This window comes from Acidipropionibacterium timonense (assembly GCF_900605005.1).
Classification (GTDB): Bacteria; Actinomycetota; Actinomycetes; order Propionibacteriales; family Propionibacteriaceae; genus Cutibacterium; species Cutibacterium timonense.
Genome location: NZ_LR027558.1, coordinates 2,638,871 through 2,659,770, shown reverse-complemented (window position 1 = coordinate 2,659,770; position 20,900 = coordinate 2,638,871). Strand labels below are relative to the sequence as shown.

The following is a 20,900-nucleotide window of genomic DNA, read 5'->3' as shown; positions in this document are numbered from 1 at the left end:
CATGAGCGAGACGGCATATGACGGCCCCGTCATCGAGGTCCAGGACCTGCACAAGGCGTTCGGCCACCACGAGGTGCTCAAGGGCATCTCGACGACGATCACCAAGGGCGAGGTGGTCTCGGTCATCGGCCCGTCCGGGTCGGGGAAGTCGACCTTCCTGAGGTGCCTCAACATGCTCGAGGAGGTCACCTCGGGACGGGTTCTCATCGAGGGCCAGGACCTCACCGACAAGGCCACCGACATCAACAAGGTGCGCCAGAGGATCGGCATGGTCTTCCAGCACTTCAACCTCTTCCCCAACATGACCGTGGCCGAGAACATCATGCTGGCCCCGGTGCAGCTCAAGAAGATGAGCCGGGCGGAGGCCCAGGAGGCCGCCACCGGCCTGCTCGACCGGGTCCAGATGGGCGACAAGGCGCAGGCCCGCCCCGCCCAGCTGTCCGGTGGCCAGAAGCAGCGCGTCGCCATCGCCCGAGCCCTGGCGATGCGCCCCGACGTCATGCTCTTCGACGAACCCACCTCGGCCCTCGACCCCGAGATGGTCGGTGAGGTGCTCGACGTCATGCAGAAGCTCGCATCCGAGGGCATGACGATGATCGTCGTCACCCATGAGATGGGGTTCGCCCGTGAGGTGAGCGGGCGTCTCATGTTCATGGCCGACGGCGTCGTCGTCGAGGAGGGGGACCCGCGCCGGATCCTCGCCGATCCCCAGGAGGCGCGCACCAAGGACTTCCTGTCGAAGGTGTTGTGAGCGAGTGCCGGGCATCGTGCTGCCCGGATGCCCGTGCGTGGGAATGGGAAGGACGTGAGAGGCTGGGGACGATCTGCCGACCGACAGGGGGACCAGCGATGACGAGAGTTCTGTCAACCGACCTGGACGGGACCCTCGTGTTCCCCGACGGCGTCCACGCCGACGACACGCGGGCCCTGCACCGGTGGATCGACGAGGGCAACGTCCTCATCGTCAACACCGGTCGATCGATCGGGTCGATCCGGCGGGTCTGGGTCGACGACGCCCTGCCGGCCCCACACGCCTTCATCGGCTTCACCGGTGCCGTCGTCGCCGATCCCTCGCTGCGGGTGATGCGCAGCCAACCCCTTCCGCGTGAGCTCTTGGGCGATGTCATGGGGCTCCTCGCCGGGGTCGACGCCACTGTCTTCGCCTCGCAGATCGAGCAGGACTACCTCCTGCGACGCTCTCGGGACGTCGCGGAGGGCGCCATCCCGGTGTTCTGGGAGCCCGGTGAGGCCGAGGCCCTCCGGGCCACCGACCTCTTCGGCATCCCCGTGCACGTGCCCGACCCCGACGATCGCGCCAGGGTCATCGCGGGGCTCGAGGGGCTGTGTGACGGCCGGGCCGAGGTCCATCTCAACCTCGACTACATCGACATCGTCCCCGCCAGGGCGACCAAGGGGACCGGGCTCCGACAGGTGCTCGCCGACCTCGGCGACCACGGCCCGGTGTGGACCATCGGCGACTCGTGGAACGACCTGGCCATGCACGAGGTCGCCGACCACCCCGTCGCCATGGCCGCGGCACCGCGGGAGGTCTCATGCCGGTGCGAGCGGGTCGTCTCCTCGGTCGCCGAGTTCGTGGACCTGGTTCTGGGCTGACCTCGTGGTCACCCGGGACGGTCGGGGCAGGCGGTCCTCGTGTCAGGAAAATCCCCTGAGCGAGGATGTGTTCCCCTGAAGGGGAGCATTCTGGCGCTGGCGGGATTCTCCTGACACCCGCTCCTCGACCCTGTCAGCAGGACCGGCTCTGCCGGCGGGTTCCGGCGCGGTCCGCACCGCGGACGGCCGCCTCCGTGGCGCCCCGGTGTGCCACAGTGGCCTGCACCGGCGACGAAGGGAACGGCCATGACCAGGCGCGACGACGTGCGGGCTCTCCCGCTCTACAAGCAGGGCGACGCGCAGGGGGTCGACGCGGTCAAGCTCTCGTCCAACGAGAACCCCTACCCGCCGCTGCCCTCGGTGCTCAAGGTCGTCACCGAGCAGCTCGCGGGCATCAACCGGTACCCGCTCATGGCCGCCGCCGAGGTGCGCTCGGCCATCGCCGTGCGGCACGGGGTCGAACCGGACCAGGTCGCCGTCGGCGCCGGGTCCACCGAGGTCGCCTCGCAGATCATCCACGCCGTCGCCGGGGCCGGGGACGAGGTCGTCTTCGCGTGGCGTTCCTTCGAGGCCTACCCCATCCTCACCCGGGTCGCCGGGGCCACCCCGGTTCCCGTCCCCCTCACCGCTGACCTGCGCCACGACCTGCCGGCCATGGCCGCGGCCGTGACCGACCGTACCCGCCTGGTCTTCCTCTGCACCCCCAACAACCCGACCGGGACGACCCTGAGCACCGGGGAGGTCGAAGACTTCCTGGCGCAGGTCCCCGACGACGTCGTCGTCGTCCTCGACGAGGCGTACACCCACTTCAACCGCGACCAGGACGCCGTCAACGGCCTCGACCTGGTGCGCCGGTACCCCAACGTCATCTCCCTCAAGACGTTCTCCAAGGCCTACGGGTTGGCCGGGCTGCGGATCGGGTTCGCCGTCAGCTCGACCGACCTGTCGGACGACCTGCGCCGGGTCGCCACCCCGTTCACCGTGACCAACCTGGCCCAGCGTGCGGCGATGGCCTCGCTGCTGGCCGAGGACGAGCTGGCCGAGCGGGTCGAACTCATCGTCGCCGAGCGTGAGCGGTTGCGCTCCGGACTCCTCGACGCCGGCTGGCCGGTCGGGCCGTCACAGGCGAACTTCCTGTGGCTCGCCCTGGGGGCCGACACCGATCGGGTTGACGCCGGCCTGCGCGCCGCTGGGGTGTTCGCCCGGTCGTGGTCCGGGGAGGGCATCCGGCTGTCGGTCGGGTCGGTCCGGGAGGACGACCGCGCCCTGGCAGCGCTGGCGAGCCTGCGGTCCTGATGTCTGTCGGGCCCTGACCTCCTGCGCTGGCGCTGTCCCGCCCGGAACCTCCCCGGCCCGCACGCCTCGCCGGCCCCCGGAACCGCCGTGGACTCCGGCCCGACGCCCGTCTCAGCCGCGCGGAGCGGTTCCACGTAGATAGGTGAGCACCGCCATGACCCGGCGCGAGGAGTCGGCGTCGGGAGGCAGGTCGAGCTTGGCCATGACCGACCCGATGTGCTTCTCGACGGCCTTGCCGGTGATGACGAGGCGCTCGGCGATCCGTGAGTTCGAGTCACCCTGGGCCATGAGCGCCAGGACCTCCCGCTCGCGCGGGGTGAGGCGGCCGAGCACCTGCGCATGTCGGCGCTTGGCCATGAGTTGGGTGACGACCTGGGGATCGACCGCCGTGCCTCCCGAGGCGACCGTCGTCAGGGCGGCGACGAAGGCGTCGGCGTCGAAGACCCGGTCCTTGAGCAGATATCCGAAACTGCCGCGTCGATCGCTCATGAGCTCGTCGAGGTAGAGCAGCTCGACATACTGCGACAACAGGAGCACCGGGAACCCGGGGCGGCGTCGTCTCAGGGCGATCGCGGCGCGCAGCCCTTCGTCGGTGTTCGTCGGGGGCATCCGGATGTCGAGCAGGGCCAGGTCGGGTCGGGTCCGGGCGCACGCGTCGAGCACCTCGTCGCCTCGATCGATCTGCGCGACCACCTCGACGCCGTGCGCCGACAGGAGCGTCGTGAGGCCATGGCGCAGGAGCATCTGGTCCTCCGCGACGAGCACACGCACCGACCCCACCACCCTTCGGCCCACACGATACGGGCCGGACCCCCACGATACGGGGCACGGGGGAGGGGCGCAGTGGGGCTGGCCCCACCATCGTGCACGGGCCCGGCGTCGGTGCCGGTCCGGCTGGCGTCCCGATCCGGCAAGGGTGGGGTGGTCCCTACTGCGTGGAGCCTCCCCACGGGTGATGATGGGTCCATGACGAGCACGAGCCTGCCCTTCCCCGACGGCGACCACCCTGACGTCGACGACGCCGACGATCCCCGCGTCGACCGACGTCGCAAGCCGGTCCAGGCACTCGGCCAGGGGTTCCGGCTGGCGGCGCTCACCCTGTGGCAGATGGTCGTCACGGTGCTGCTCGTCATCACGAGCTGCCTCGACGGGCTCGGGGTCACGACCAACTCGGCCGCCCGGGCGCGCGCCCTGGTGCGTCTCGACGCCGACGCCGAACGGGCTCTGGCCTGGCAGGACGCCGACCTCGCAGCCGAGACGTCGTACACCTGTCCGACGCGGCTGCGCCGGGTCCGCAGGGACCCGGGCCACCGTCGTGACGTCCTGTGGCACTGGTTGTCGCCGGTGACCGGGCTCGTCATCTTCTGCGTCCCGATGATCCTCCTGGGTTATCTCCTGCTCGGCGTCGACCACGTCGGACGTCTCGTCTGGGATGACCTCACCGGAGCCAGCGCGGCGTGGGGTCCGTCCTTCCTGGACTACGTCGGCTACCTCGTCGTCGGCCTGCTCCTGCTCACCGCCGCGGCCCTGCCGATGCCGTGGCTCGTGCGCGCCCGGCACCGGCTGGCGCTGTGGGTGCTGACGCCGTCGTCCAAGGAGGTCCTCACCCACCGCGTCCGCACCCTCGAGTCGACCCGCAAGGTGGCCGTCGACTCGCGGGCCGACGAGATCGCCCGGATCGAGCGCGACCTGCACGACGGCGCGCAGGCGCGTCTGGTGGCCATGGGCATGACCCTGTCGGCCGCCGATCATCTGGTGGCCGAGAACCCACAGCAGGCCCGTCGGCTCATCCGGGAGGCCCGGGACGAGTCGGCGATCACCCTGGCCGAGATCCGGTCGATCGTCCGCGGGATCGCCCCTCCCGTCCTGGCCGACCGGGGGCTGGTCGACGCCGTCCGCGCCCTGGCGGCCGTCCACCCGCTCGACGTCACCGTCGAGACCGATCCGGGGATCCACCGGATGGACGCGGCCCTGGAGACCGCGCTGTACTTCTGTGTCGTGGAACTCGTCACGAACGCCGCCAAGCACTCGGGGGCGGCCTCGGTCTCGGTGCGGTTCACCTCGGCCCTGGGGCGCATCGGGGTGCTCGTCACCGACGACGGGGTGGGCGGGCTCGTCCTGCCCGACGCCGACGGCCCCAGTGGCCTGTCGGGCATCCAGCGGCGGATCGCGCCGTTCGACGGCGTCATCGACGTCGACTCGCCCCGTGGTGGGCCGACGGTCGTCTCGGTGGTCGTCCCGTGAGGCCGACCCCGCACGTCGAAGTCATCCCGGCCGTCGAGGACGACCTGGGGTGGCTGTGGCACTGGGTCGGGGAGGTCGTCGATCCCGAGTGGACGCACTGGGACGGACCCTACTTCCCGGCCGAGGATCGCACCTTCGAGGAGTTCGCCGACGAGTGGCGGCCCGAGATCGCCCGCGCCGACCGGGCCCTGGTCACGGTGGACGGTACGCGGGTCGGGTTCGTCAGCAGGTTCGAGGAGCCTCCGGTCGGCGGCGGCTGGTGGGAGGTCGGTATCGTCCTCTTCGACCCCGCCTCGTGGGGCCACGGGATCGGCACGACCGCCCTGCGGTTGTGGACGGACCAGACCTTCGACGAGACCGACGCCCACGTCCTCACCCTGACGACCTGGTCGGGCAACGAGCGGATGGTGCGGGCCGGTGCCCGGGCGGGCTACGTCGAATGTGCCAGGGTGCCGCAGGCGAGGTCATGGCGGGGACGCCGGTGGGACTCGGTGAAGATGGCCCGACTCCGGTCGGCGTGAGCCCGGCCCTCATGCCAGACTGGGACAGGTTGAGTCGGGGGAGGTGCGTCGATGAAGAGGGCGGTCGCGGGCGTCGTCCTGGCCGGGTCCCTGGCGCTCACCGGCTGCTCGGGTGCCATCGGTGGCGTCGACGCCTCCCCGACGCCGTCCCCCAGCTTCGTGGCCAGCTCCCCGCGCACGGCGTCCTGGGCGACGAAGGTCGTGACGACGGGTACCCACCTGGGGGTGTTGTCGGACTCGCGGGTGCGCATCGACGTGTACCAGGTCGGTCTGACGCGCTCGCCAAGTCCGTCGGTCATGGTCGATCCGCGCACCGGCAAGTCCGTTGTCGCCAAGGGCGACCAGCTCGTCGTCCTGCGGTACGTCGTCACCAATGTGTCGACGGACACGCTCAAGCTCGGGCTGGGTACCGTCACCGTGACGACGCGGTACCCCGACTGGGGATGGGCGCAGGACCTGCTCTCGGTCCGGTATCCGTCGGTCGAGGCCAAGGACGGCGCGCCGGGGACGCCCTTCCGGGCCGATCCCGGCCGGCCGCCCTATGCGTTGGGGTCAGGGGAGTCGTTCATGGTGGGCCAGATCGTGCCGTACGAGGAGGCCGAGGAACTCAAGGTGAGCGCCCGGGTCGTCGTCAGTGACGACTCGGGCACCCCGGACTCGGGTCTGAGCTGGACGGTGAGCGGATCGGTGCACCTCAGCTGAGCGGGGCGAGGGCGGCTCCGTGGCCGGCGTTGTCCACAGCGGGTGTGGATCTCATGTGGACAACCCGAGTGACGATGTGGACAACTCGGGTCAAGGTGTGATGAACATCACATCGGGAGAAGTTGTCCACAGATTTGGCCATGAAGTCTGGAGGGTCGTCGTCGGCCCTGCCTAGTGTCGCGGCCATGTCGACCCTCACCAGGCCCACCGACCGCCGAGCATCGGACCAATCGCCCGCCCGACCCCGCACCGCGCAGCCATCGACCTCCCCGCACGCGCCGACGAGGCCGGGCGTGACCCGCATCGGTGGCATGCCGTCCGCGTCCGCTGTGACCGCCGATGAGGCCGTCCCGACGCGCTCCCGGGCGGTCCGCGACCGACGCTCGCCGTTCCTCGTGGCCCTGGGGGTCCTCTGCGCCTGCCTCGGGGGTCTGGGCGGGGCCTGGGCCTGGCACCAGGCGAGCCACGCCGAGTCGGTCGTCGTCATGACGAGGGCGGTGCCGCGAGGTGAGGAGGTGCGCAGCACCGACCTGGCGGTGGCCCAGGTGTCGGTGGGACAGCGGGTGTCCACCGTCCCGGCCTCGCGGCTCGAGCAGCTCGTCGGCGGACATGCCCTCGTCGACCTGCCCGCCGGGTCGCTCGTGGCCGCCGACAGCGTCGGCGAGCTCCCCGTGCCACCGGGGAGCTCGCAGGTCGGCCTCAAGCTGGCCGCCGGACGGGTGCCGGCGCAGGGGTTGACGGTGGGTGTCAAGGTCGTCGTCGTCGCGGTGGGCGGGGACACCCCGACCGGTGACGGGACCGGTGAGGTGGGGGCGGTGACCCTGCCCGAGGCCGTCGACGCCCTGGTCGCGTCGCCACCGCGTCGCTCCGACGGCGGCCAGGTCCTCGTCGACGTGACGGTGCCGAGCGCGCAGGCCGCTCACGTGGCCGATCTGGCGGCTCGGGACCGGATCGCCCTGGTGAGGCGGGGTGCCTGATGTCGATCCTCCTGCTCGCCAGCGCCTCCGGTGCCCCGGGGGTGACGACGACGGCGCTCGGCCTGGCCCTGTGCTGGCCGCGCGACGTGCTGCTCGTCGACGCCGACCCGCACCCTTCGCGCAGCATCGAGGCCGGATACCTCGGTGGGCGCACCGGCGTCACCCCGGGCCTGTCGCACCTGGCCATCGCCCATCGCACCGGGGTCGACATGACGGCGGCGCTGTGGCAACAGGTCGTCGAGCTGCCGCGTCCGGTCGGCAGCCCCGGCTGCCAGGTGAGTTTCCTGGCCGGGTTCACCCACCCCGGTCAGGCCGGGCTCATGGGGGTCGTGTGGCCCTCGGTCGCCCGGGCCCTGCGCGACCTCGACGACGCCGGCATCGACGTCATCGTCGACCTGGGCCGGATGTCCGGCACCCGGCCACCTGACGAGCTCGTGTCGAGGGCCGCGGCGGTCGGGATCGTCACCCGGTCGAGCCTGCGGTCCCTGGCCGGTCTGGCCCTGCAGGCACAGATCCTCGACGAGATGGCCGACTCGACGACGGCCCGGACAGGACTGGTCCTCATCGGCGTCGGCCAGCCGTACGGCGTCTCCGAGATCGCCACGCAGTTCCGTCGTCCCGTCCTGGCCGAGGTGGCAGACGACCATCGCGGGGCCTCGGTCCTGTCGGACGGTGCTCCGGGACGCTGGCACCGGAGCCGGCATGCCGGGTCGTTGCGCCATGCCGCCGACCGGCTGGCCGCGGTGCTGGCCGAGCATCATCGCACCGCCGGCCTGCCGGGGGCGGAGGTCACCCCATGAGCGCCCCCGCCGCCGATCTCACGAGCCTCATCGGCCGGCTCGCCCCGGACCGCTCCCGTCCGGGTGGGACGGCCCCGGGGACGGGAACGCCCCGTCGGGCCGGGGACGAGGCCATCGTCCCATCGGGTCCGGTCCCGGCCGGAGCCCACCGACCCGGAGCGGTCCGGCCCGGGGTCGTCACACCCGCGCAGGTGCCGCCGGACTGGGTGTCGTCGACTGCTCGCGAGGGCGCCGGCGAGGTCGACTGGGGGCTGGTCGTCGCGCTGCGTCGGGAGGCGTCCGACCGGATCAGCCGGGCCCGTGGGGACCACCGGGACCGCACCGGGCGCGACCTGCCGCCGGAGGACACCCGGATGCTCGGCGGATCGATCATCCGTCAGGTCGTCCACGCCCATGCCGAGTCGCTGACGACCTCGGGGCAGGCCCTGTGGTCGATGGACCTCGAACTGGCGCACGTCGAGGCCCTCACCGACGCCATCTTCGGGTACGGGCGGCTGCAACCGCTCTTCGAGATCGACGAGGCCGAGAACATCGAGATCAGCGGCTGCTGCCCGGTGCAGGTCCAGTTCGGCGACGGGCACCGCGAGGAACGACCTCCGGTCGCCGACAGCGACGAGGAACTCGTCGAGGCGATCCGGTTCCTCGGGGAGTCGGCGAGCCCGCCACGGCCCTTCGACGACGCCCACCCGACGATGACGGTGGCCCTGGGCGACCGGTACCGCCTGCACGCCATTGGGTTCGGGTTGTCACATCGGCCGTCGATCGTCATCCGCCACCACACCCTCACCGACGTCACCCTCGACGAGCTCGCCGAGACCGGGATGATGCCGCACGAGGTCGCCGTCCTGCTGCGCGCCGCCGTCCTGGCGCGGACCTCCCTGGTCATCTCGGGCGACCAGGGTGCGGGGAAGACGACCCTGCTGCGCGCCCTCGTCGACGCCATCCCGCGCACCGAGCGGTTCGGCACCCTCGAGACCGACTACGAACTGCTCACCCACCTGCAACCCGGACAGCGCAACATGGTGGCCCTGCAGGCCACCGTCGGCCTGGGGGAACGGGTCGACGGCCATCGCGTCGGCGAGTTCACCGTGGCCGACCTCATCCCCGAGGCGCTGCGGCAGAACCTCTCGCGGATCATCGTCGGCGAGGTGCGCGGGGCCGAGGCCGGGGCGATGTTCGAGGCCATGCAGGCGGGGGCGGGCACCATGAGCACGACCCATTCCCACTCCGCCTCCTCGACGATGGACCGGCTCGCCGCCCGGGTCGCCCAGGGCGGCGTGCTGACGATGGAGGAGGCCTTCCGCCAGATCGCCCACAACATCACCTTCCTCGTCCACGTCCTCCTCGTCGACGACACGTGGCGTGGCGGGGTGCGTCGTCGGATGGTCTCGGAGATCCGGCAACTCACCGGGGCCATGGAGTCGGGACGTCCGGTGACCCACCTGGTGTACCGGGCCGCGACCCCCACTGAACCGGCCGTCCTGCACCCGGACCCGTCCCTGCTGGCGGAACTGGCCACCTATCTGCCCGAGGTGGTGGGGATCGGATGAGCACGGTGCTGGCGGGTCTGTGCGGTGTCCTCGTGGTGGGTGGGATCATCCTCCTCCTCGTCGGCCTCGTCCCACGCCCACGGCCGTCCACACCGTTGTCCACAAGGTTGTGGACAACGGTGGACAGACGGTTCCGGGATCTCCCGGCACCGCTGCGGCGGCGCATCGGCATCGGCCTGTGCCTGGGAATCGTCGGGTCGGTGTTCACCGGATGGGTCGTCCTCGTCGTCCTCGTGCCGGTCCTCCTCGCGGTGCTGCCGGCGCTGCTCGCCAACCCGCCCGACAAGGACCTGGTGGTGCTGGCGGCGCTCGAACGATGGGTGCGATTGCTGTGCGGGTCGGCGTCGACGGGCAAGTCGGTGCTCGACGCCATCCGCGCCACCCGGGCCCAGGCCCCCGATGACCTCGCCGGGCCGCTGGAGGCTCTCGTCATCCGGCTCGACTCCCGCTGGCAGCCGCGGGACGCCCTCGTCCGATTCGCCGACGACCTCGACAGTCCGGACGCCGACCAGGTCGTCGCCGCGATCATCCTCGCCGCCGAGCTCGGCGGGACCGGGGCGACGTCCACCCTGCTCGCGCTGGCCTCCTCGATGCAGGACCGATTGAGGGCCCACCGTGAGATCGCCACCGAACGGGCCAAGCCGCGGATCGTCGTGCGGCAGGTGACGGTCATCGTGGGCGTCGTCCTCGTCGTGGCGCTGGCGGTGGGACGCGACTACTTCCATCCCTACGCGACGGGTCCGGGCCAGGTGCTGCTGTGTGCCTACTGCGCGATGTACGTCGGCGCGCTGTGGGTGCTCGACCGGCGCAGTCGGCCCCGTTCTCGCGAGCGGATCCTCGTCGGGGTGGGGGCGGGCCATGTCTGAACCCATGCTCGTGCTCGTCGTGTGCGGAGTCGTCCTGGGCTGCGCCCCGGTGCTCGTCGCGGCCGGACGACGTCGCGCCCCTGCCCGGTTGTCGGACGCCCTGGCCGCGGTGGCCGGTCATCAGGGGCCCGCTCAGCCGCTCGTCGTGCCCGACGGCGACGGCATCCTCGACCGGTTCGGTGCCTGGCTGGCCAACACGCGTCTCGGGACGTTGTCGTCGTCGACGCGACGCACCTTGTCCCTGCAGGGTCGATCGATCGGCGACTTCATGATCGAGAAGGCCGTGTGGTCGCTGGCCGGCCTGCTCCTGCCGGTCCTGGTGCAGATCATCGGTGATCTGGGCGGGCTGGCGGTCTCGGCCGTCCCGGTGGCGGTGGGGCTGGTCGGCTGCGCGGTGGGCTGGTTCGTCCCCGACCTGCGGCTGCGCGGGGCACGACGGTCGGTACGGCAGGACGCGGGTGAGACGCTGCTCACCTTCATCGACCTGGTGACCCTGGCACGGCTGGCCAACCAGTCGGCGACCCGCTCACTGCTCCTGGCGGCGTCCCTGACGCACACCTCGGTCATGGTCCGGGTGCGCGCTGCCCTCGAACGGGCACGGCTCCAGCAGCAGGCCCCCTGGGACGGTCTGGACGCCCTCGCGCGCGACCTCGACCTCCCCCAGCTCGGCGAACTCGTCGAGGTCCTCCGCCTCGACGAACAGGGCGCCTCGCTGGCGGGCGCCCTGCGGGCTCGTGCCGCCGAGATGCGTGACGCCCACCTCACCGCCGAGAAGATGGCCGCCCAGCAGGTGAGCGAGTCGATGACGGTGTGGATGGTCGTGCCGGTCATGGTGCTCGGGCTCGTGCTCATCACGCCGCCGTTGCTCACCCTGGCAGGGGTGACGCCATGACTGCCCATGACATCGGTGTGCGCGCGGACCCCGACGCACGGATCCGGGCCGTGGTTCGGCCCGCCCCACGCGGTGGAGCCGTGACGGACACCTCCCCGCTCGGAGCGGCCGAGGTGTACGACGCCCCGTGCAGTGGGGCCCAGGAGTTCCCCGGTCGTCCGACCGGGGTGAGACGGGGGGAGCACGGACAGACCGCCCCCCACGACCCAGGAGGAAGCCATGAGAACCATCCACATCCTCGCCGGGCTAGTGCTGCCTGTCCTGGCCGGGGAACGACCTGCCCGCCGCGACGAGCGTGGCCTGAGCCAGTCGACCGAGAATGCCGTCCTCCTCGTCGGCGCGGTCGCGATCGCGACGATCGTCATCGGGGCGATCACCGCCTACGTCACCGACCACATGCCCCGGTGAGCCGAGCCGGCCGAGACCGGGCGTGGATCGTCCGCCCCGGTCCTCACCGGGCACCCCTGGTCGAGCGAGGGATGTCGGAATCGGTGCAGTGGACCCTGCTGTGGCCCCTCGTCCTCCTGTCCCTCCTGGCCGTCGTCCAAGGGGCTGTCGTCCTCCAGGCGAGGTCGGCGGTCACCGAGGCGGCCAGGGCGGCGGTCCGTGCCCAGGCGCTCGTCGGGTCACAGCCCGGCGACGCTCGGGCCGCCGCGATCCAGGTGTGCGCCGGATCGGGCGTCCAGCACCTCCAGGTACGCACGAGTCAGGAGTCCGGGTTGGTGCGGGTCGACGTCCAGGCCACGGCGCCGACCCTGATCGCCGGGCCACTGTCCCGGGTGAGCGCCCATGCCTACGCCGTCCGGGAGGGCACGTGACCACGCATTCCACGATCCGGGACCGTGGCGCGACCGCGGTCGAGGTCGCCCTGATCCTTCCGCTCATCCTCCTCGTCGCTGCCCTCACCGTCGCCTCCTGGCGTCTGTGGCAGTCCCGGGCCGATGCCCAGTCGGCCGCCCAGACCGCCGCCAGGGCTGCCTCGGTGGGTGGGTCGGTCGATGACGGACGCCGTCGCGCCACCCTGACCGCCTCGGCCGAATTGGCTCCCACCCGCTGTCGTCAACCGCGCACCGACGTCGACGCCGCGATCCTCGGCACACCACCCGGGCAGCGGGGACGGGTCACGGTCGACGTCACCTGCACCGTCTCCATGGGAGACCTCGTCCTGCCGGGTCTGCCCGGATCCTTCACCGTCCGAGGCCGCGCCCAGGCGCCGGCCGACAGCCATCGGGAGCGTCGATGATCCTGCGCGTCCTCCGGTCCCTCGCGGCGACCACCCTGCTGGTCGCCCTCGTCCTCGTCGCACCAACAGCCCTGCTGACCTGGGGCCGACTCGACGCCCTCGCCAGGCTGGGACCCTCGACCCTGCTCACACCCGACGACGGGACCGTCCTGCTGGGGTTCGTCACCCTGGTGGGCTGGGTCGCCTGGTTCGTCTTCACGCTCTGCGTCGTCGTCGAGGCCGTGGCCATGGCGACGCGCTGGCGCGTGCAACCCCGACTTCCGGGCCTGTCGGCCGTCCAGGGCGTGGCCGCCGGGCTGCTCGTGGCCAGTGTCGCCCTCATCTCGCCTCTCTCCCATCGGGTGGCGCCGGCGGCCCCGTCGTCGATGGAGGTGGCCTCGGCGCGGGCGGCCGCGGTGGTGGTCGACGGGGCGATGCGCTACCACCCGGGCGGTGACATCGGCGCCCGTGGTGACATGGGGGCCCGCGGTGACATGGGGGCCCTTGGTGACGTGGGGGTCCGTGGCGACGTCGGCTCCGTCACGGGTGGGCGGGTCGCGCCGTCACCCGGCGACGGCCCCCTCGACGGTGACGCCGGACGTGTCGTCGAGCACGTCCTGGGTCCCCAGGACGACTTGTGGTCGCTGGCGGAGCGGACCTACGGGGACGGCACCCAGTGGCGCCGGATCGTCGCCGCCAACCCGGGTCTGGACCCCGACCACCTCGACCCCGGCCGCACGATCGTCCTGCCCGGGGCGCCGCGTGGCTTGCCGTCCACCGGCTCGGATGGCACGGACCAGCACCCCGAGTCGCAGAACCGGCCCCGCACCGTGACGGTCCGGCCCGGCGACACGCTCAGTGGCCTGGCCGAGCGGTACCTGGGGGAGGCCGACCAGTGGCCGCGGATCTGGGAACTCAACCGCGATCTCATCGACGACCCCGACCTCATCGACGTCGGATGGCGGCTCGTCCTGCCGCAGGTCGACGACTCCCCGAGCACGACGACGGGGAGCGGGACGTCACCGAGATCCTCGACTGAGGCTCCCGCCGACGTGGGGGATCGTGCCGCGCCCACGGCGTCGACCCCGAGTGCACCTGCGCCTGGCATCCCTGCCCCGGCCGCCTCCCACGCGGCACCGTCCGAGTCCGCCACGTCCGGGTCCGCCACTTCTGAGGAAGGCACCCCGGGGGCGGCCCCGTCCGCCCTCGACGCGACCGACCCGGGGACCGCCGCCCGGCCGAGCCCCGTCCCCAGCACCTCGTCGTCAGCCGCGACGTCCGTCTCCCCGGTTCGCGGCGCGCCCGCATCCTCGACGCCGACACCGACCGGGCCGCTCGCCCTGCCCGATGGCGGCGACGAGGCCGGCCCCACGCTCGATGCCGTCCAGGCGGCCCTCGGCGGGCTGAGTCTCTTCCTGGCCGGTGGCATCGCCGGTGCCCTGGCCGCCCGACGCCGTCAACAACTCTTCACCCGCGCCCCGGGGCGCCGCATCCCGCAGGTCACCGGTTCGGCGCAGCGCGTCAAGACCCTGTTGGACACCGCCGGGACCCTGACCGAACCGGGCCACGGTGACGACGAGGAGGCCGAGACGCGCACCGCGGTCTCGCCCACCCGGTCGGCGATCACCGGCGCCTCGCTCAGCCTGGTGCCGTCCGCGACAGCCGGTTCGGCGTCTGAGAGCACCGACGTCGGGGAGCGCATGCCACCGGTCGACGTCGGTGGGGTCGAGGACCTCCCGCCGACGACCGTCGTCCTGGGCCAGGAGCCTGATGGTGCCCCCATGCTCCTGGACCTGGCCGAGGTCGGCGGGCTCGTCACCGTCGACGGCCCGGCCGAGCCAGCTCGCGGCATGCTCGCGGCCATGGCGTTGTCCCTCGTCGCAGCGCTGTGGAGCGGGGGAGTTGAGGTCGTCGTCGCGGGGCAGTCGCTGGACTGGATGGACGGCCTCGAGGAGGTCACCGTGAGCACTCCCGACGCCGTGTGCGAGGACCTGCGCTGGTGGACCTTCCAGCCCGGGCCGGCGTTGCGGAGGGTCCCGGTGACGAGGGTCGTCCTCGTCGACGAGACCCTCGGCGCCGTCCCCGATGTCGCCGATCTGCGTGCCCACGGGATCGTCCTCGTCATGACGGGTCGGCCGGCGACACCGGGCACGACGATCGTCCTGCGGTCCGATGGACCCGACCGGTGGCGCGGTGTCGTCGACGGGATCGAGTTCTATGCCCAGCCGGTGAGCGAGCCGCTGCGACGAGCAGTCGTCGATCTCGTCGAGCTCACGGGGCGGGTCGAGGCCGAGCCAGCCCCCTGGTGGGTGCCTGACGCCGAGGCGACGATCGGCCATGAGGACCTGCCTAACGCCGGCTCCGATCCGGTGGCGTTGCCCGGTTGGGTCCCCGCCGAACTCGTCCGCCCCGAGGAAAGTCAGTTCGAGGACGGTGGGTCGGAGTCGTCGGCCGATCCGCCGGCGCGCCGGGCGGCGCAGGGCGATGTCAGCGAGGGGGAGGTGACGACCAGGAGGGAGGAGCAGACCGTGATCGAGGTCGTCGAGGAGACGGTGGCCGCTGGCCCGAGCCCGGTGTTGCGGCTGCTCGGCCCGGTGGACCTCATCGGGGCCAGGGGCACGGCCCCGACGAAGGCCCAGCGGCAGTGTCTCGAGTACGCCGCGTGGATCCTGGCCCACCCGGGTGCGCGCTCGAGTTCGATGTCCGACAGCCTTCTGGTGGCCGAGGCCACCAGAAGATCCAATGTGTCCCGGTTGCGTCGGTGGCTCGGGGCCGATGATGCCGGGAAGTCCTACCTGCCGGACGCCTATGACGGCTGTCTGCGCTTGTCGGAGCGGGTGACCACGGACTGGGAGAGGTTCGAGGTGCACCTCGCCGGGGGCGTCAACCGGGCCAGCGACGCCAGCCTGGCGGCCGCCCTCGACCTGGTTCGCGGCGCGCCACTGGCCGACGCCGCCCCCGGCCAGTGGCAGTGGGCCGAGGAATGGCGCCTCGACATGGTGCAGGCGATCCGTGACGTCGGCGTCGAGTTGGCACGCCGTCGCATGGCGGCCGGCGACCTCGAGGGTGCCCGACGGGCGCTGGCCAGGGCGGGGACAGCCTGTCCGGAGGACGAGGTCCTCATGGCCTCCCGGATCCGACTGGCGCACCTGTCCGGCGAGCGCGACGAGGTCGAGCGCCTCGTCTACCTGCTGTCGCGTCAGGCTCGTCGGATCGGCGTCGATCTGTCGGACGAGTCAGTGGTCCTGCTCCAGGAGGTCATGGAGGGCCGGGCCAGGGCCAGGGTGGTGTGAGTGGTCAGGCCACCTCGAGGGGTTCCCCACCCAGCGCCGTCCCGCGGTTGAACACCTCGTCCCCGTCGCGTCTGGTGAGGGCCCAGAAGACCACGGCGACGAGGAGGTAGGCGCAGGCCAGGCCGATGAGATGGGGTCGAGACAGTCCTCGCGTGGGGATGACGAGCGCGGCGACGGCGGCGCCGGCGACGAAGAAGGCGTTGTAGACCATGTCGTAGACGATGAAGACCCGGCCCTTGAACTCGTCGTCGATGTGCGCCTGGCAGATGGTGTCGGCGCCGGCCTTCGCGGACTGGCCGAACAGCCCGACGAGGAAGGCCGCCACGAGAAGACCCCAGCGGTTGACGAAGGCCCCCGGTACCACCTGGATGACGGCGGTGGCCACCATGAGCACGACGAGCGCCCGCCTCATTCCCAGCCCGTGCACCAGCGGGGGCATGAATCCTGCGGACAGGACGAATCCGGCGCCCATGGCGACCGCCCACATCATCATGTCGCCCATGGCTCCGTTGATGTCGGACTGGGCGTGCAGGAGGTTGCGGTAACCGAGGATCATCGCCACCGAGTAGACCCCGAAGAGCAACCGCTGCGCCCCGATGAGCACCAGACCGGAGCGCACGGCCGGCAGCACCGACAGGTGCCGGAATCCCTCGACCGCCGCTCTCATGACGTCGCGGGCCGTCTCGGAGCGGTCGACGACGGCCGGGCCGAGCTCACGGCGTCCGAATCGAAGGCCCATGGCCACCGACGCCGCGAAGAGACATGCGGAGATGCAGAAGATGATGGTGTCGGCGTGGTGGACCGGCATGTAGCGGCCAGCCACCATGCGCACCACGGTGGCGACGATGGCGCCGACCATGAGCCCCAGGGGGCCGATGGTCGGCATGATCGACGACGCCGTGAGGTATTCACGCTTGTCGATCGTGTATTCCAGGCCGGCGGTGAGGGCGGCGAGGAGGAACCGGTTGAGGCTCATCGCCACGAGCAGCAGGACGAGCAGGGCGATGTGAGAGGGGGCGTCGCGTGCCCCGTCCCACACGAGCAGTCCCAGCACGATGGCGATGACACAGCGCAGGCCGTCGGTGCCCACGAGGATTCGCTGACGCGACCACCGGTCGAGCACCAGGGACACGAACGGCCCGATGACGCAGAACGGCAGCAGCGTGATGGCCAGGACCATGGCGATCGACCAGGCGTCAGGCTGCTGCTCGGGGGAGAGCAGGACGTACGACGCCATCCCCACCTGAAGGGTGCCGTCAGCGGCCTGGGTGGCCAACCGGACACCGACGATCTTGCGGAACTTGGGGTGGCGTCCCAGACGTCTCAGGTTCTGCCAGAACACGGGGATCTCCTTCGTCGGGCGAGTCGATCCTAGACGGACGGCGAGGCGACGTCGGGGCGACGCGTCCGGGCGTGCTCGGCGGAACCGCACCGGCGCTTGCCGGCATGCGGCACGACCGACCCCCCGGCGTGCGCCTCGACTCCACAGGACGGCAGGATGGGGCCATGACGATGAAGTCTGATCTGCAGATCGCCCGAGAGGCCCATCTGGACCCCATCGAGGACGTGGCCGCACGTGCCGGAATCTCCGAGGACCACCTCGAACACTACGGACGGGACGTCGCCAAGGTGTCCCTCGACGTCATCGACGCCCATCGCGATCGGCCCAGAGCACGATACGTCGTCATCACGGCTGTCACCCCCACCCCGCTCGGCGAGGGCAAGACGACGACCGCCGTCGGCCTGGCCCAGGGCCTGGAGAAGATCGGCAAGCGCTCGGTGCTGGCCCTGCGGCAGCCGTCGATGGGCCCCACCTTCGGCATCAAGGGTGGTGCCGCCGGAGCCGGCTATTCCCAGGTGCTGCCGATGGAGAAGCTCAACCTCCACCTCACCGGCGACTTCCATGCCATCACCGCGGCGCACAACCTGCTGGCCGCCATGATCGACAATCACCTGCACCAAGGAAACGTCCTGGGCATCGAACCGCACTCGGTGTCCTGGCGGCGCGTCGTCGACATCAACGACCGCGCCCTGCGCAATGTCATCGTCGGTCTGGGCGCCCGCATCGACGGGGTCCCGCGCGAGACCGGGTTCGACATCACCGCCGCCAGTGAGGTCGGCGTCATCCTCGCCCTGGCCACCTCGCTGCAGGACCTCCGCGCGCGGCTGGGTCGCCTCGTCATCGGGTACGACCGATCGGGTCGTCCGGTGACCGCCGAGGACCTGCACGCCGCCGGCGCCATGACCGTCATCCTGCGAGACGCCATCAAACCGAACCTCCTGCAGACCACCGAGAACACCCCGGTCTTCGTGCACGCCGGACCATTCGGCAACATCGCCACCGGCAATTCCTCGGTCATCGCCGACCAAGTTGGCATCAGCTGCGGCGACTACCTGCTCACCGAGGCGGGGTTCGGATCCGACATGGGAGCCGAGCGGTTCTTCAACATCAAGTGCCGCACCTCCGGCCTGCGCCCCGACGCCGCCGTCCTCGTCGTCACCGTCCGAGCCCTCAAGGTGCACTCGGGTCGGTACCGGGTCGTCGCCGGCAAACCGCTGCCCCTCGACATGCTCGCCGACAGCCCCGACGACGTCATGGCCGGCGCGGCGAACCTCCGCAAGCACATCGAGATCGTTCGCGGCTTCGGGGTCTCACCGGTCGTCGCCCTCAACGTCTTCCCCGACGACCATCCCGACGAGATCGAGGCCGTCCGGCGGATCGCCGAGGAGGCCGGGGCCCACTTCGCCGCGTCGACCCACGTCGTCGACGGCGGGCGCGGGGCCGAGGACCTGGCCCGGGTCGTCGTCGACGCCTGCGAGGCGCCCACCGACTTCCGGTACACCTACGAACTGTCGGCCTCTCTGGTCGAGAAGATGACGGCGGTCGCCACCCGGGTCTACGGCGCCGACGGCATCGACGTGTCACCCCAGGCTGCGAAGGATCTGGCCCACTTCGAGGAGCTCGGCTACGGGCGATTCCCGGTCGTCCTGGCCAAGACGCACCTGTCGTTGTCCCACGATCCACGGCTCAAGGGTGCGCCGACCGGATGGCGTCTGCCGATCCGCGAGGTCCGCGCCGCAGCCGGGGCCGGCTACGTCTACGCCATCTGTGGTGACATGCGCACCATGCCTGGTCTGGGCGCCCATCCGGCCGCCGAGAGGATCGACATCGACGAGAACGGCCAGATCGTCGGCCTCTTCTGAGGCACGGTACCGACCCCGGGACGCCCTGCATCTCGTCCCGGGAAGGACGGCCGCGTAGGCTGGCGCCCATGTCACGTGCCGAGGACGCCCGTCGCCGGATCGAACTCGAGGAGATCGACCGACGCCGGGAGGCCGCACGCGCCCAGGAGCTCATCGACGACTTCGTGTCGAAGGCACGCGAGCGTGGCATCGCACCCCAACCTCTTCGCGCCCAACTCATGGACGGGCACGAGGCTCGCACCGACCTCACCGGCTGGTACCTCAACGCGAAGCGCTCCCTGGCGATCGGGACCGACGGTGGCTACTACCAGCTCGTCGTACCCGGCGGCCTGAGGGAGCGTCTTCGGGGGGTGAGCCTCAGCCCGACGCCGGCCCCACTGCACATCGGCCGCGGCGGGCGAGACGGTGAGACCGGGGACCTGCGCGAGTTCCTCCAGTGGGTCCTCGACGCCGACTGAGGCCGACCTCAGCCGGCCGTCACGGCGGCACGGCGGCGTCGCAGGAGACCCGGACGGCTCTTCGCGACGAAGTACCACGTCAACCCGATCGCGGCGGCGATGAAACCCCAGGGCATCGTCCTCAACCCCATGACGGTGTGACCCTTCACGGTGACGACATTGTCCTGGGCCCCCGAGGGGGCGCGGAAGATCGACAACTGGACCTGCTGTCCCACGGTGTACTGCTGGGGGTTGGAGTACGGCGCCGACTCGATCGCGGCGGTCTCGCCCTTGTCGGTGTACCTGATGATCGCGACATTGCACCCGTGGACCCTGGCGACCGGTCGCCAAGGACCGGTGCAGGCCCGACCGTTGCGGTCGACCCGCTGCACCGTGCCGGTGAGGGATTCGCCGTTGCGGGCGAAGTCCTCGTTGCGGTCGAAGAGCGCGAAATACAGGCCCGCGACCGCAAGCAGGTACGCCACGCCGATGATCGCCAGGATCCGCGTCGTTCTCGTCACGCCGGCCAGTCTAGGCGACTGCCCCGAGCCGCCCCGAGACGCCGTCCCGACCTCGATGACACCGGGGACAGTCGACGCCCGGCACACGCCGCCGGCGTCCCGCGGAGGCCGAGGGTCTCGCGACCGCCTGCTCGATGCACTCCAGTTCCGACGGCGGCGCCGGCAATTCGGCCCATGGAGCCCCTCTGGCCCCGATCGAGCGCGCGCAGGCTTCCACCAGACCCCGGCACGGGTCGATCCTCGGCTCCACCGGCATCGTCATGATGAGGACCCATGCCTCACCGAGCCAGTCCTGGACGTCGATGCGCGGATCGACCTCGGCCAGGTGGAGCAGGTCGTCGAGGACCGCTCGCAGCATCGTCATCGCCGCCCACCTGGATCCCTCGTGGCTCGACCTGGCCAGCAGGAGGAGTCGGGTGGCCAGGTGCCTGTCGCGTCGGGCGGAGTCGTGGAGCTCGCGCGGATCGTCGCCCAGTCCCAGGTCGGCGAACCACGATGCCGCAAGGGCTCGGGCGCACAGCAGCTGCCAGTCGTGGACGAGGACGGAGACGAGATCGGGTCGCCGGGGCACGGGGCCGAGGCGTCGGTGCTCACTGCGGCGGCGTCGCGTCGGGTCGAGGACGGTGATCGTGGACATGTGGGCCTCCTTGTCGGGTGGTCCCACTCCATCGGATCGGTGTTGGCCGAGATGTTGTCCGGACGGCGTCGCGTGTTGTTCGTTGCGCGCCGAGTGTTGTCCGTCGTCCCGCAGGTGTTGTCCG

Annotated in this window: 21 protein-coding genes; 17 read left to right on the top strand and 4 right to left on the bottom strand. The window is 71.4% G+C overall.

The genetic code is table 11. From position 1 onward, the window contains the following. Nucleotide 1 precedes the first annotated feature (1 nt). From E0E30_RS12485 to hisC, 3 genes are all read left to right on the top strand, one after another. Nucleotides 2-751: an amino acid ABC transporter ATP-binding protein gene (locus E0E30_RS12485; RefSeq protein WP_130866545.1), complete on the top strand. Its 750-nt coding sequence runs from the start codon at nucleotides 2-4 to the stop codon at nucleotides 749-751. Between the two features lie 98 nt (nucleotides 752-849). Continuing rightward, nucleotides 850-1,614 (top strand): HAD family hydrolase, encoded by a 765-nt coding sequence (locus E0E30_RS12480; protein ID WP_130866544.1) that lies wholly within the window; start codon nucleotides 850-852, stop codon nucleotides 1,612-1,614. A 246-nt stretch (nucleotides 1,615-1,860) separates the two neighbouring features. Further along, nucleotides 1,861-2,910: a histidinol-phosphate transaminase gene (gene hisC, locus E0E30_RS12475; protein WP_130866543.1), complete on the top strand. Its 1,050-nt coding sequence runs from the start codon at nucleotides 1,861-1,863 to the stop codon at nucleotides 2,908-2,910. 111 nt (nucleotides 2,911-3,021) lie between these two features. On the opposite strand, the gene E0E30_RS12470 is transcribed toward hisC, so the two are convergent. Beyond that, nucleotides 3,022-3,681, bottom strand: coding sequence for a response regulator (locus E0E30_RS12470; protein ID WP_130866542.1), 660 nt, complete (start codon nucleotides 3,679-3,681; stop codon nucleotides 3,022-3,024). Nucleotides 3,682-3,876: 195 nt separating this feature from the next. Between E0E30_RS12470 and E0E30_RS12465 the strand changes: the two genes are divergently transcribed. The 12 genes from E0E30_RS12465 (at nucleotide 3,877) to E0E30_RS12410 (ending at nucleotide 15,977) form a co-directional block, all read left to right on the top strand. Further along, the gene (locus tag E0E30_RS12465; RefSeq protein ID WP_167853949.1) at nucleotides 3,877-5,154 is read left to right on the top strand and encodes a sensor histidine kinase; all 1,278 of its coding nucleotides are present in this window, start codon (nucleotides 3,877-3,879) and stop codon (nucleotides 5,152-5,154) included. Further along, nucleotides 5,151-5,675, top strand: coding sequence for a GNAT family N-acetyltransferase (locus tag E0E30_RS12460; RefSeq protein ID WP_130866540.1), 525 nt, complete (start codon nucleotides 5,151-5,153; stop codon nucleotides 5,673-5,675). The genes E0E30_RS12465 and E0E30_RS12460 overlap by 4 nt, the downstream gene beginning before the upstream one ends. 51 nt (nucleotides 5,676-5,726) lie before the next feature. Further along, the gene (locus tag E0E30_RS12455) at nucleotides 5,727-6,377 is read left to right on the top strand and encodes a hypothetical protein (RefSeq protein WP_130866539.1); all 651 of its coding nucleotides are present in this window, start codon (nucleotides 5,727-5,729) and stop codon (nucleotides 6,375-6,377) included. A gap of 311 nt (nucleotides 6,378-6,688) precedes the next feature. Further along, on the top strand, nucleotides 6,689-7,354 hold the full coding sequence (locus E0E30_RS12450) for an SAF domain-containing protein (protein ID WP_245306607.1): 666 nt from the start codon (nucleotides 6,689-6,691) through the stop codon (nucleotides 7,352-7,354). Then, complete coding sequence (locus E0E30_RS12445; RefSeq protein WP_130866538.1) at nucleotides 7,354-8,154, top strand: hypothetical protein; 801 nt, start codon at nucleotides 7,354-7,356, stop codon at nucleotides 8,152-8,154. Before E0E30_RS12450 ends, E0E30_RS12445 begins: the two co-directional genes overlap by 1 nt. Next, nucleotides 8,151-9,704, top strand: a complete 1,554-nt coding sequence (locus E0E30_RS12440) for a CpaF family protein (RefSeq protein WP_342588120.1) — start codon at nucleotides 8,151-8,153, stop codon at nucleotides 9,702-9,704. The genes E0E30_RS12445 and E0E30_RS12440 overlap by 4 nt, the downstream gene beginning before the upstream one ends. After that, nucleotides 9,701-10,570, top strand: a complete 870-nt coding sequence (locus E0E30_RS12435) for a type II secretion system F family protein (protein ID WP_130866537.1) — start codon at nucleotides 9,701-9,703, stop codon at nucleotides 10,568-10,570. The genes E0E30_RS12440 and E0E30_RS12435 overlap by 4 nt, the downstream gene beginning before the upstream one ends. Further along, nucleotides 10,563-11,462 (top strand): hypothetical protein, encoded by a 900-nt coding sequence (locus E0E30_RS12430; protein ID WP_130866536.1) that lies wholly within the window; start codon nucleotides 10,563-10,565, stop codon nucleotides 11,460-11,462. The genes E0E30_RS12435 and E0E30_RS12430 overlap by 8 nt, the downstream gene beginning before the upstream one ends. A 219-nt stretch (nucleotides 11,463-11,681) precedes the next feature. Further along, complete coding sequence (locus E0E30_RS12425; protein WP_130866535.1) at nucleotides 11,682-11,870, top strand: hypothetical protein; 189 nt, start codon at nucleotides 11,682-11,684, stop codon at nucleotides 11,868-11,870. 71 nt (nucleotides 11,871-11,941) lie between these two features. Next, nucleotides 11,942-12,280, top strand: coding sequence for a TadE/TadG family type IV pilus assembly protein (locus E0E30_RS12420; RefSeq protein WP_130866534.1), 339 nt, complete (start codon nucleotides 11,942-11,944; stop codon nucleotides 12,278-12,280). After that, the gene (locus E0E30_RS12415) at nucleotides 12,277-12,705 is read left to right on the top strand and encodes a TadE/TadG family type IV pilus assembly protein (RefSeq protein WP_130866533.1); all 429 of its coding nucleotides are present in this window, start codon (nucleotides 12,277-12,279) and stop codon (nucleotides 12,703-12,705) included. Before E0E30_RS12420 ends, E0E30_RS12415 begins: the two co-directional genes overlap by 4 nt. Then, on the top strand, nucleotides 12,702-15,977 hold the full coding sequence (locus E0E30_RS12410; protein WP_130866532.1) for a LysM peptidoglycan-binding domain-containing protein: 3,276 nt from the start codon (nucleotides 12,702-12,704) through the stop codon (nucleotides 15,975-15,977). The genes E0E30_RS12415 and E0E30_RS12410 overlap by 4 nt, the downstream gene beginning before the upstream one ends. Before the next feature lie 4 nt (nucleotides 15,978-15,981). Here the strand turns inward: E0E30_RS12410 and E0E30_RS12405 are convergent, their stop codons facing one another. Continuing rightward, nucleotides 15,982-17,319, bottom strand: a complete 1,338-nt coding sequence (locus tag E0E30_RS12405) for an MFS transporter (RefSeq protein WP_130866531.1) — start codon at nucleotides 17,317-17,319, stop codon at nucleotides 15,982-15,984. A gap of 164 nt (nucleotides 17,320-17,483) precedes the next feature. On the opposite strand from E0E30_RS12405, the gene E0E30_RS12400 reads away from it, so the two are divergent. Then, nucleotides 17,484-19,181, top strand: coding sequence for a formate--tetrahydrofolate ligase (locus E0E30_RS12400; protein ID WP_130866530.1), 1,698 nt, complete (start codon nucleotides 17,484-17,486; stop codon nucleotides 19,179-19,181). A gap of 68 nt (nucleotides 19,182-19,249) precedes the next feature. Continuing rightward, nucleotides 19,250-19,639 carry a hypothetical protein gene (locus tag E0E30_RS12395; protein ID WP_130866529.1) on the top strand — a complete coding sequence of 130 codons (390 nt, stop codon included), beginning with the start codon at nucleotides 19,250-19,252 and terminating at the stop codon, nucleotides 19,637-19,639. An 8-nt stretch (nucleotides 19,640-19,647) separates the two neighbouring features. Here the strand turns inward: E0E30_RS12395 and E0E30_RS12390 are convergent, their stop codons facing one another. Together E0E30_RS12390 and E0E30_RS12385 are read right to left on the bottom strand one after the other, a co-directional pair. Further along, nucleotides 19,648-20,139, bottom strand: coding sequence for a hypothetical protein (locus tag E0E30_RS12390; protein ID WP_130866528.1), 492 nt, complete (start codon nucleotides 20,137-20,139; stop codon nucleotides 19,648-19,650). A 10-nt stretch (nucleotides 20,140-20,149) separates the two neighbouring features. Next, nucleotides 20,150-20,776, bottom strand: coding sequence for a hypothetical protein (locus tag E0E30_RS12385; protein WP_130866527.1), 627 nt, complete (start codon nucleotides 20,774-20,776; stop codon nucleotides 20,150-20,152). Nucleotides 20,777-20,900: the final 124 nt, after the last annotated feature.

Excerpts from the sequence above, each read along its gene's own strand:
- E0E30_RS12400 (WP_130866530.1), top strand. The coding sequence starts at position 17,484 with ATGACGATGAAGTCTGATCTGCAGATCGCCCGAGAGGCCCATCTGGAC.
- E0E30_RS12425 (WP_130866535.1), top strand. The coding sequence starts at position 11,682 with ATGAGAACCATCCACATCCTCGCCGGGCTAGTGCTGCCTGTCCTGGCC.
- E0E30_RS12455 (WP_130866539.1), top strand. The coding sequence starts at position 5,727 with ATGAAGAGGGCGGTCGCGGGCGTCGTCCTGGCCGGGTCCCTGGCGCTC.
- E0E30_RS12395 (WP_130866529.1), top strand. The coding sequence starts at position 19,250 with ATGTCACGTGCCGAGGACGCCCGTCGCCGGATCGAACTCGAGGAGATC.
- E0E30_RS12440 (WP_342588120.1), top strand. The coding sequence starts at position 8,151 with ATGAGCGCCCCCGCCGCCGATCTCACGAGCCTCATCGGCCGGCTCGCC.
- E0E30_RS12445 (WP_130866538.1), top strand. The coding sequence starts at position 7,354 with ATGTCGATCCTCCTGCTCGCCAGCGCCTCCGGTGCCCCGGGGGTGACG.
- E0E30_RS12385 (WP_130866527.1), bottom strand. The coding sequence starts at position 20,776 with ATGTCCACGATCACCGTCCTCGACCCGACGCGACGCCGCCGCAGTGAG.
- E0E30_RS12480 (WP_130866544.1), top strand. The coding sequence starts at position 850 with ATGACGAGAGTTCTGTCAACCGACCTGGACGGGACCCTCGTGTTCCCC.
- E0E30_RS12450 (WP_245306607.1), top strand. The coding sequence starts at position 6,689 with ATGCCGTCCGCGTCCGCTGTGACCGCCGATGAGGCCGTCCCGACGCGC.
- E0E30_RS12485 (WP_130866545.1), top strand. The coding sequence starts at position 2 with ATGAGCGAGACGGCATATGACGGCCCCGTCATCGAGGTCCAGGACCTG.
- E0E30_RS12430 (WP_130866536.1), top strand. The coding sequence starts at position 10,563 with ATGTCTGAACCCATGCTCGTGCTCGTCGTGTGCGGAGTCGTCCTGGGC.
- E0E30_RS12410 (WP_130866532.1), top strand. The coding sequence starts at position 12,702 with ATGATCCTGCGCGTCCTCCGGTCCCTCGCGGCGACCACCCTGCTGGTC.
- E0E30_RS12420 (WP_130866534.1), top strand. The coding sequence starts at position 11,942 with ATGTCGGAATCGGTGCAGTGGACCCTGCTGTGGCCCCTCGTCCTCCTG.
- E0E30_RS12435 (WP_130866537.1), top strand. The coding sequence starts at position 9,701 with ATGAGCACGGTGCTGGCGGGTCTGTGCGGTGTCCTCGTGGTGGGTGGG.
- hisC (WP_130866543.1), top strand. The coding sequence starts at position 1,861 with ATGACCAGGCGCGACGACGTGCGGGCTCTCCCGCTCTACAAGCAGGGC.
- E0E30_RS12465 (WP_167853949.1), top strand. The coding sequence starts at position 3,877 with ATGACGAGCACGAGCCTGCCCTTCCCCGACGGCGACCACCCTGACGTC.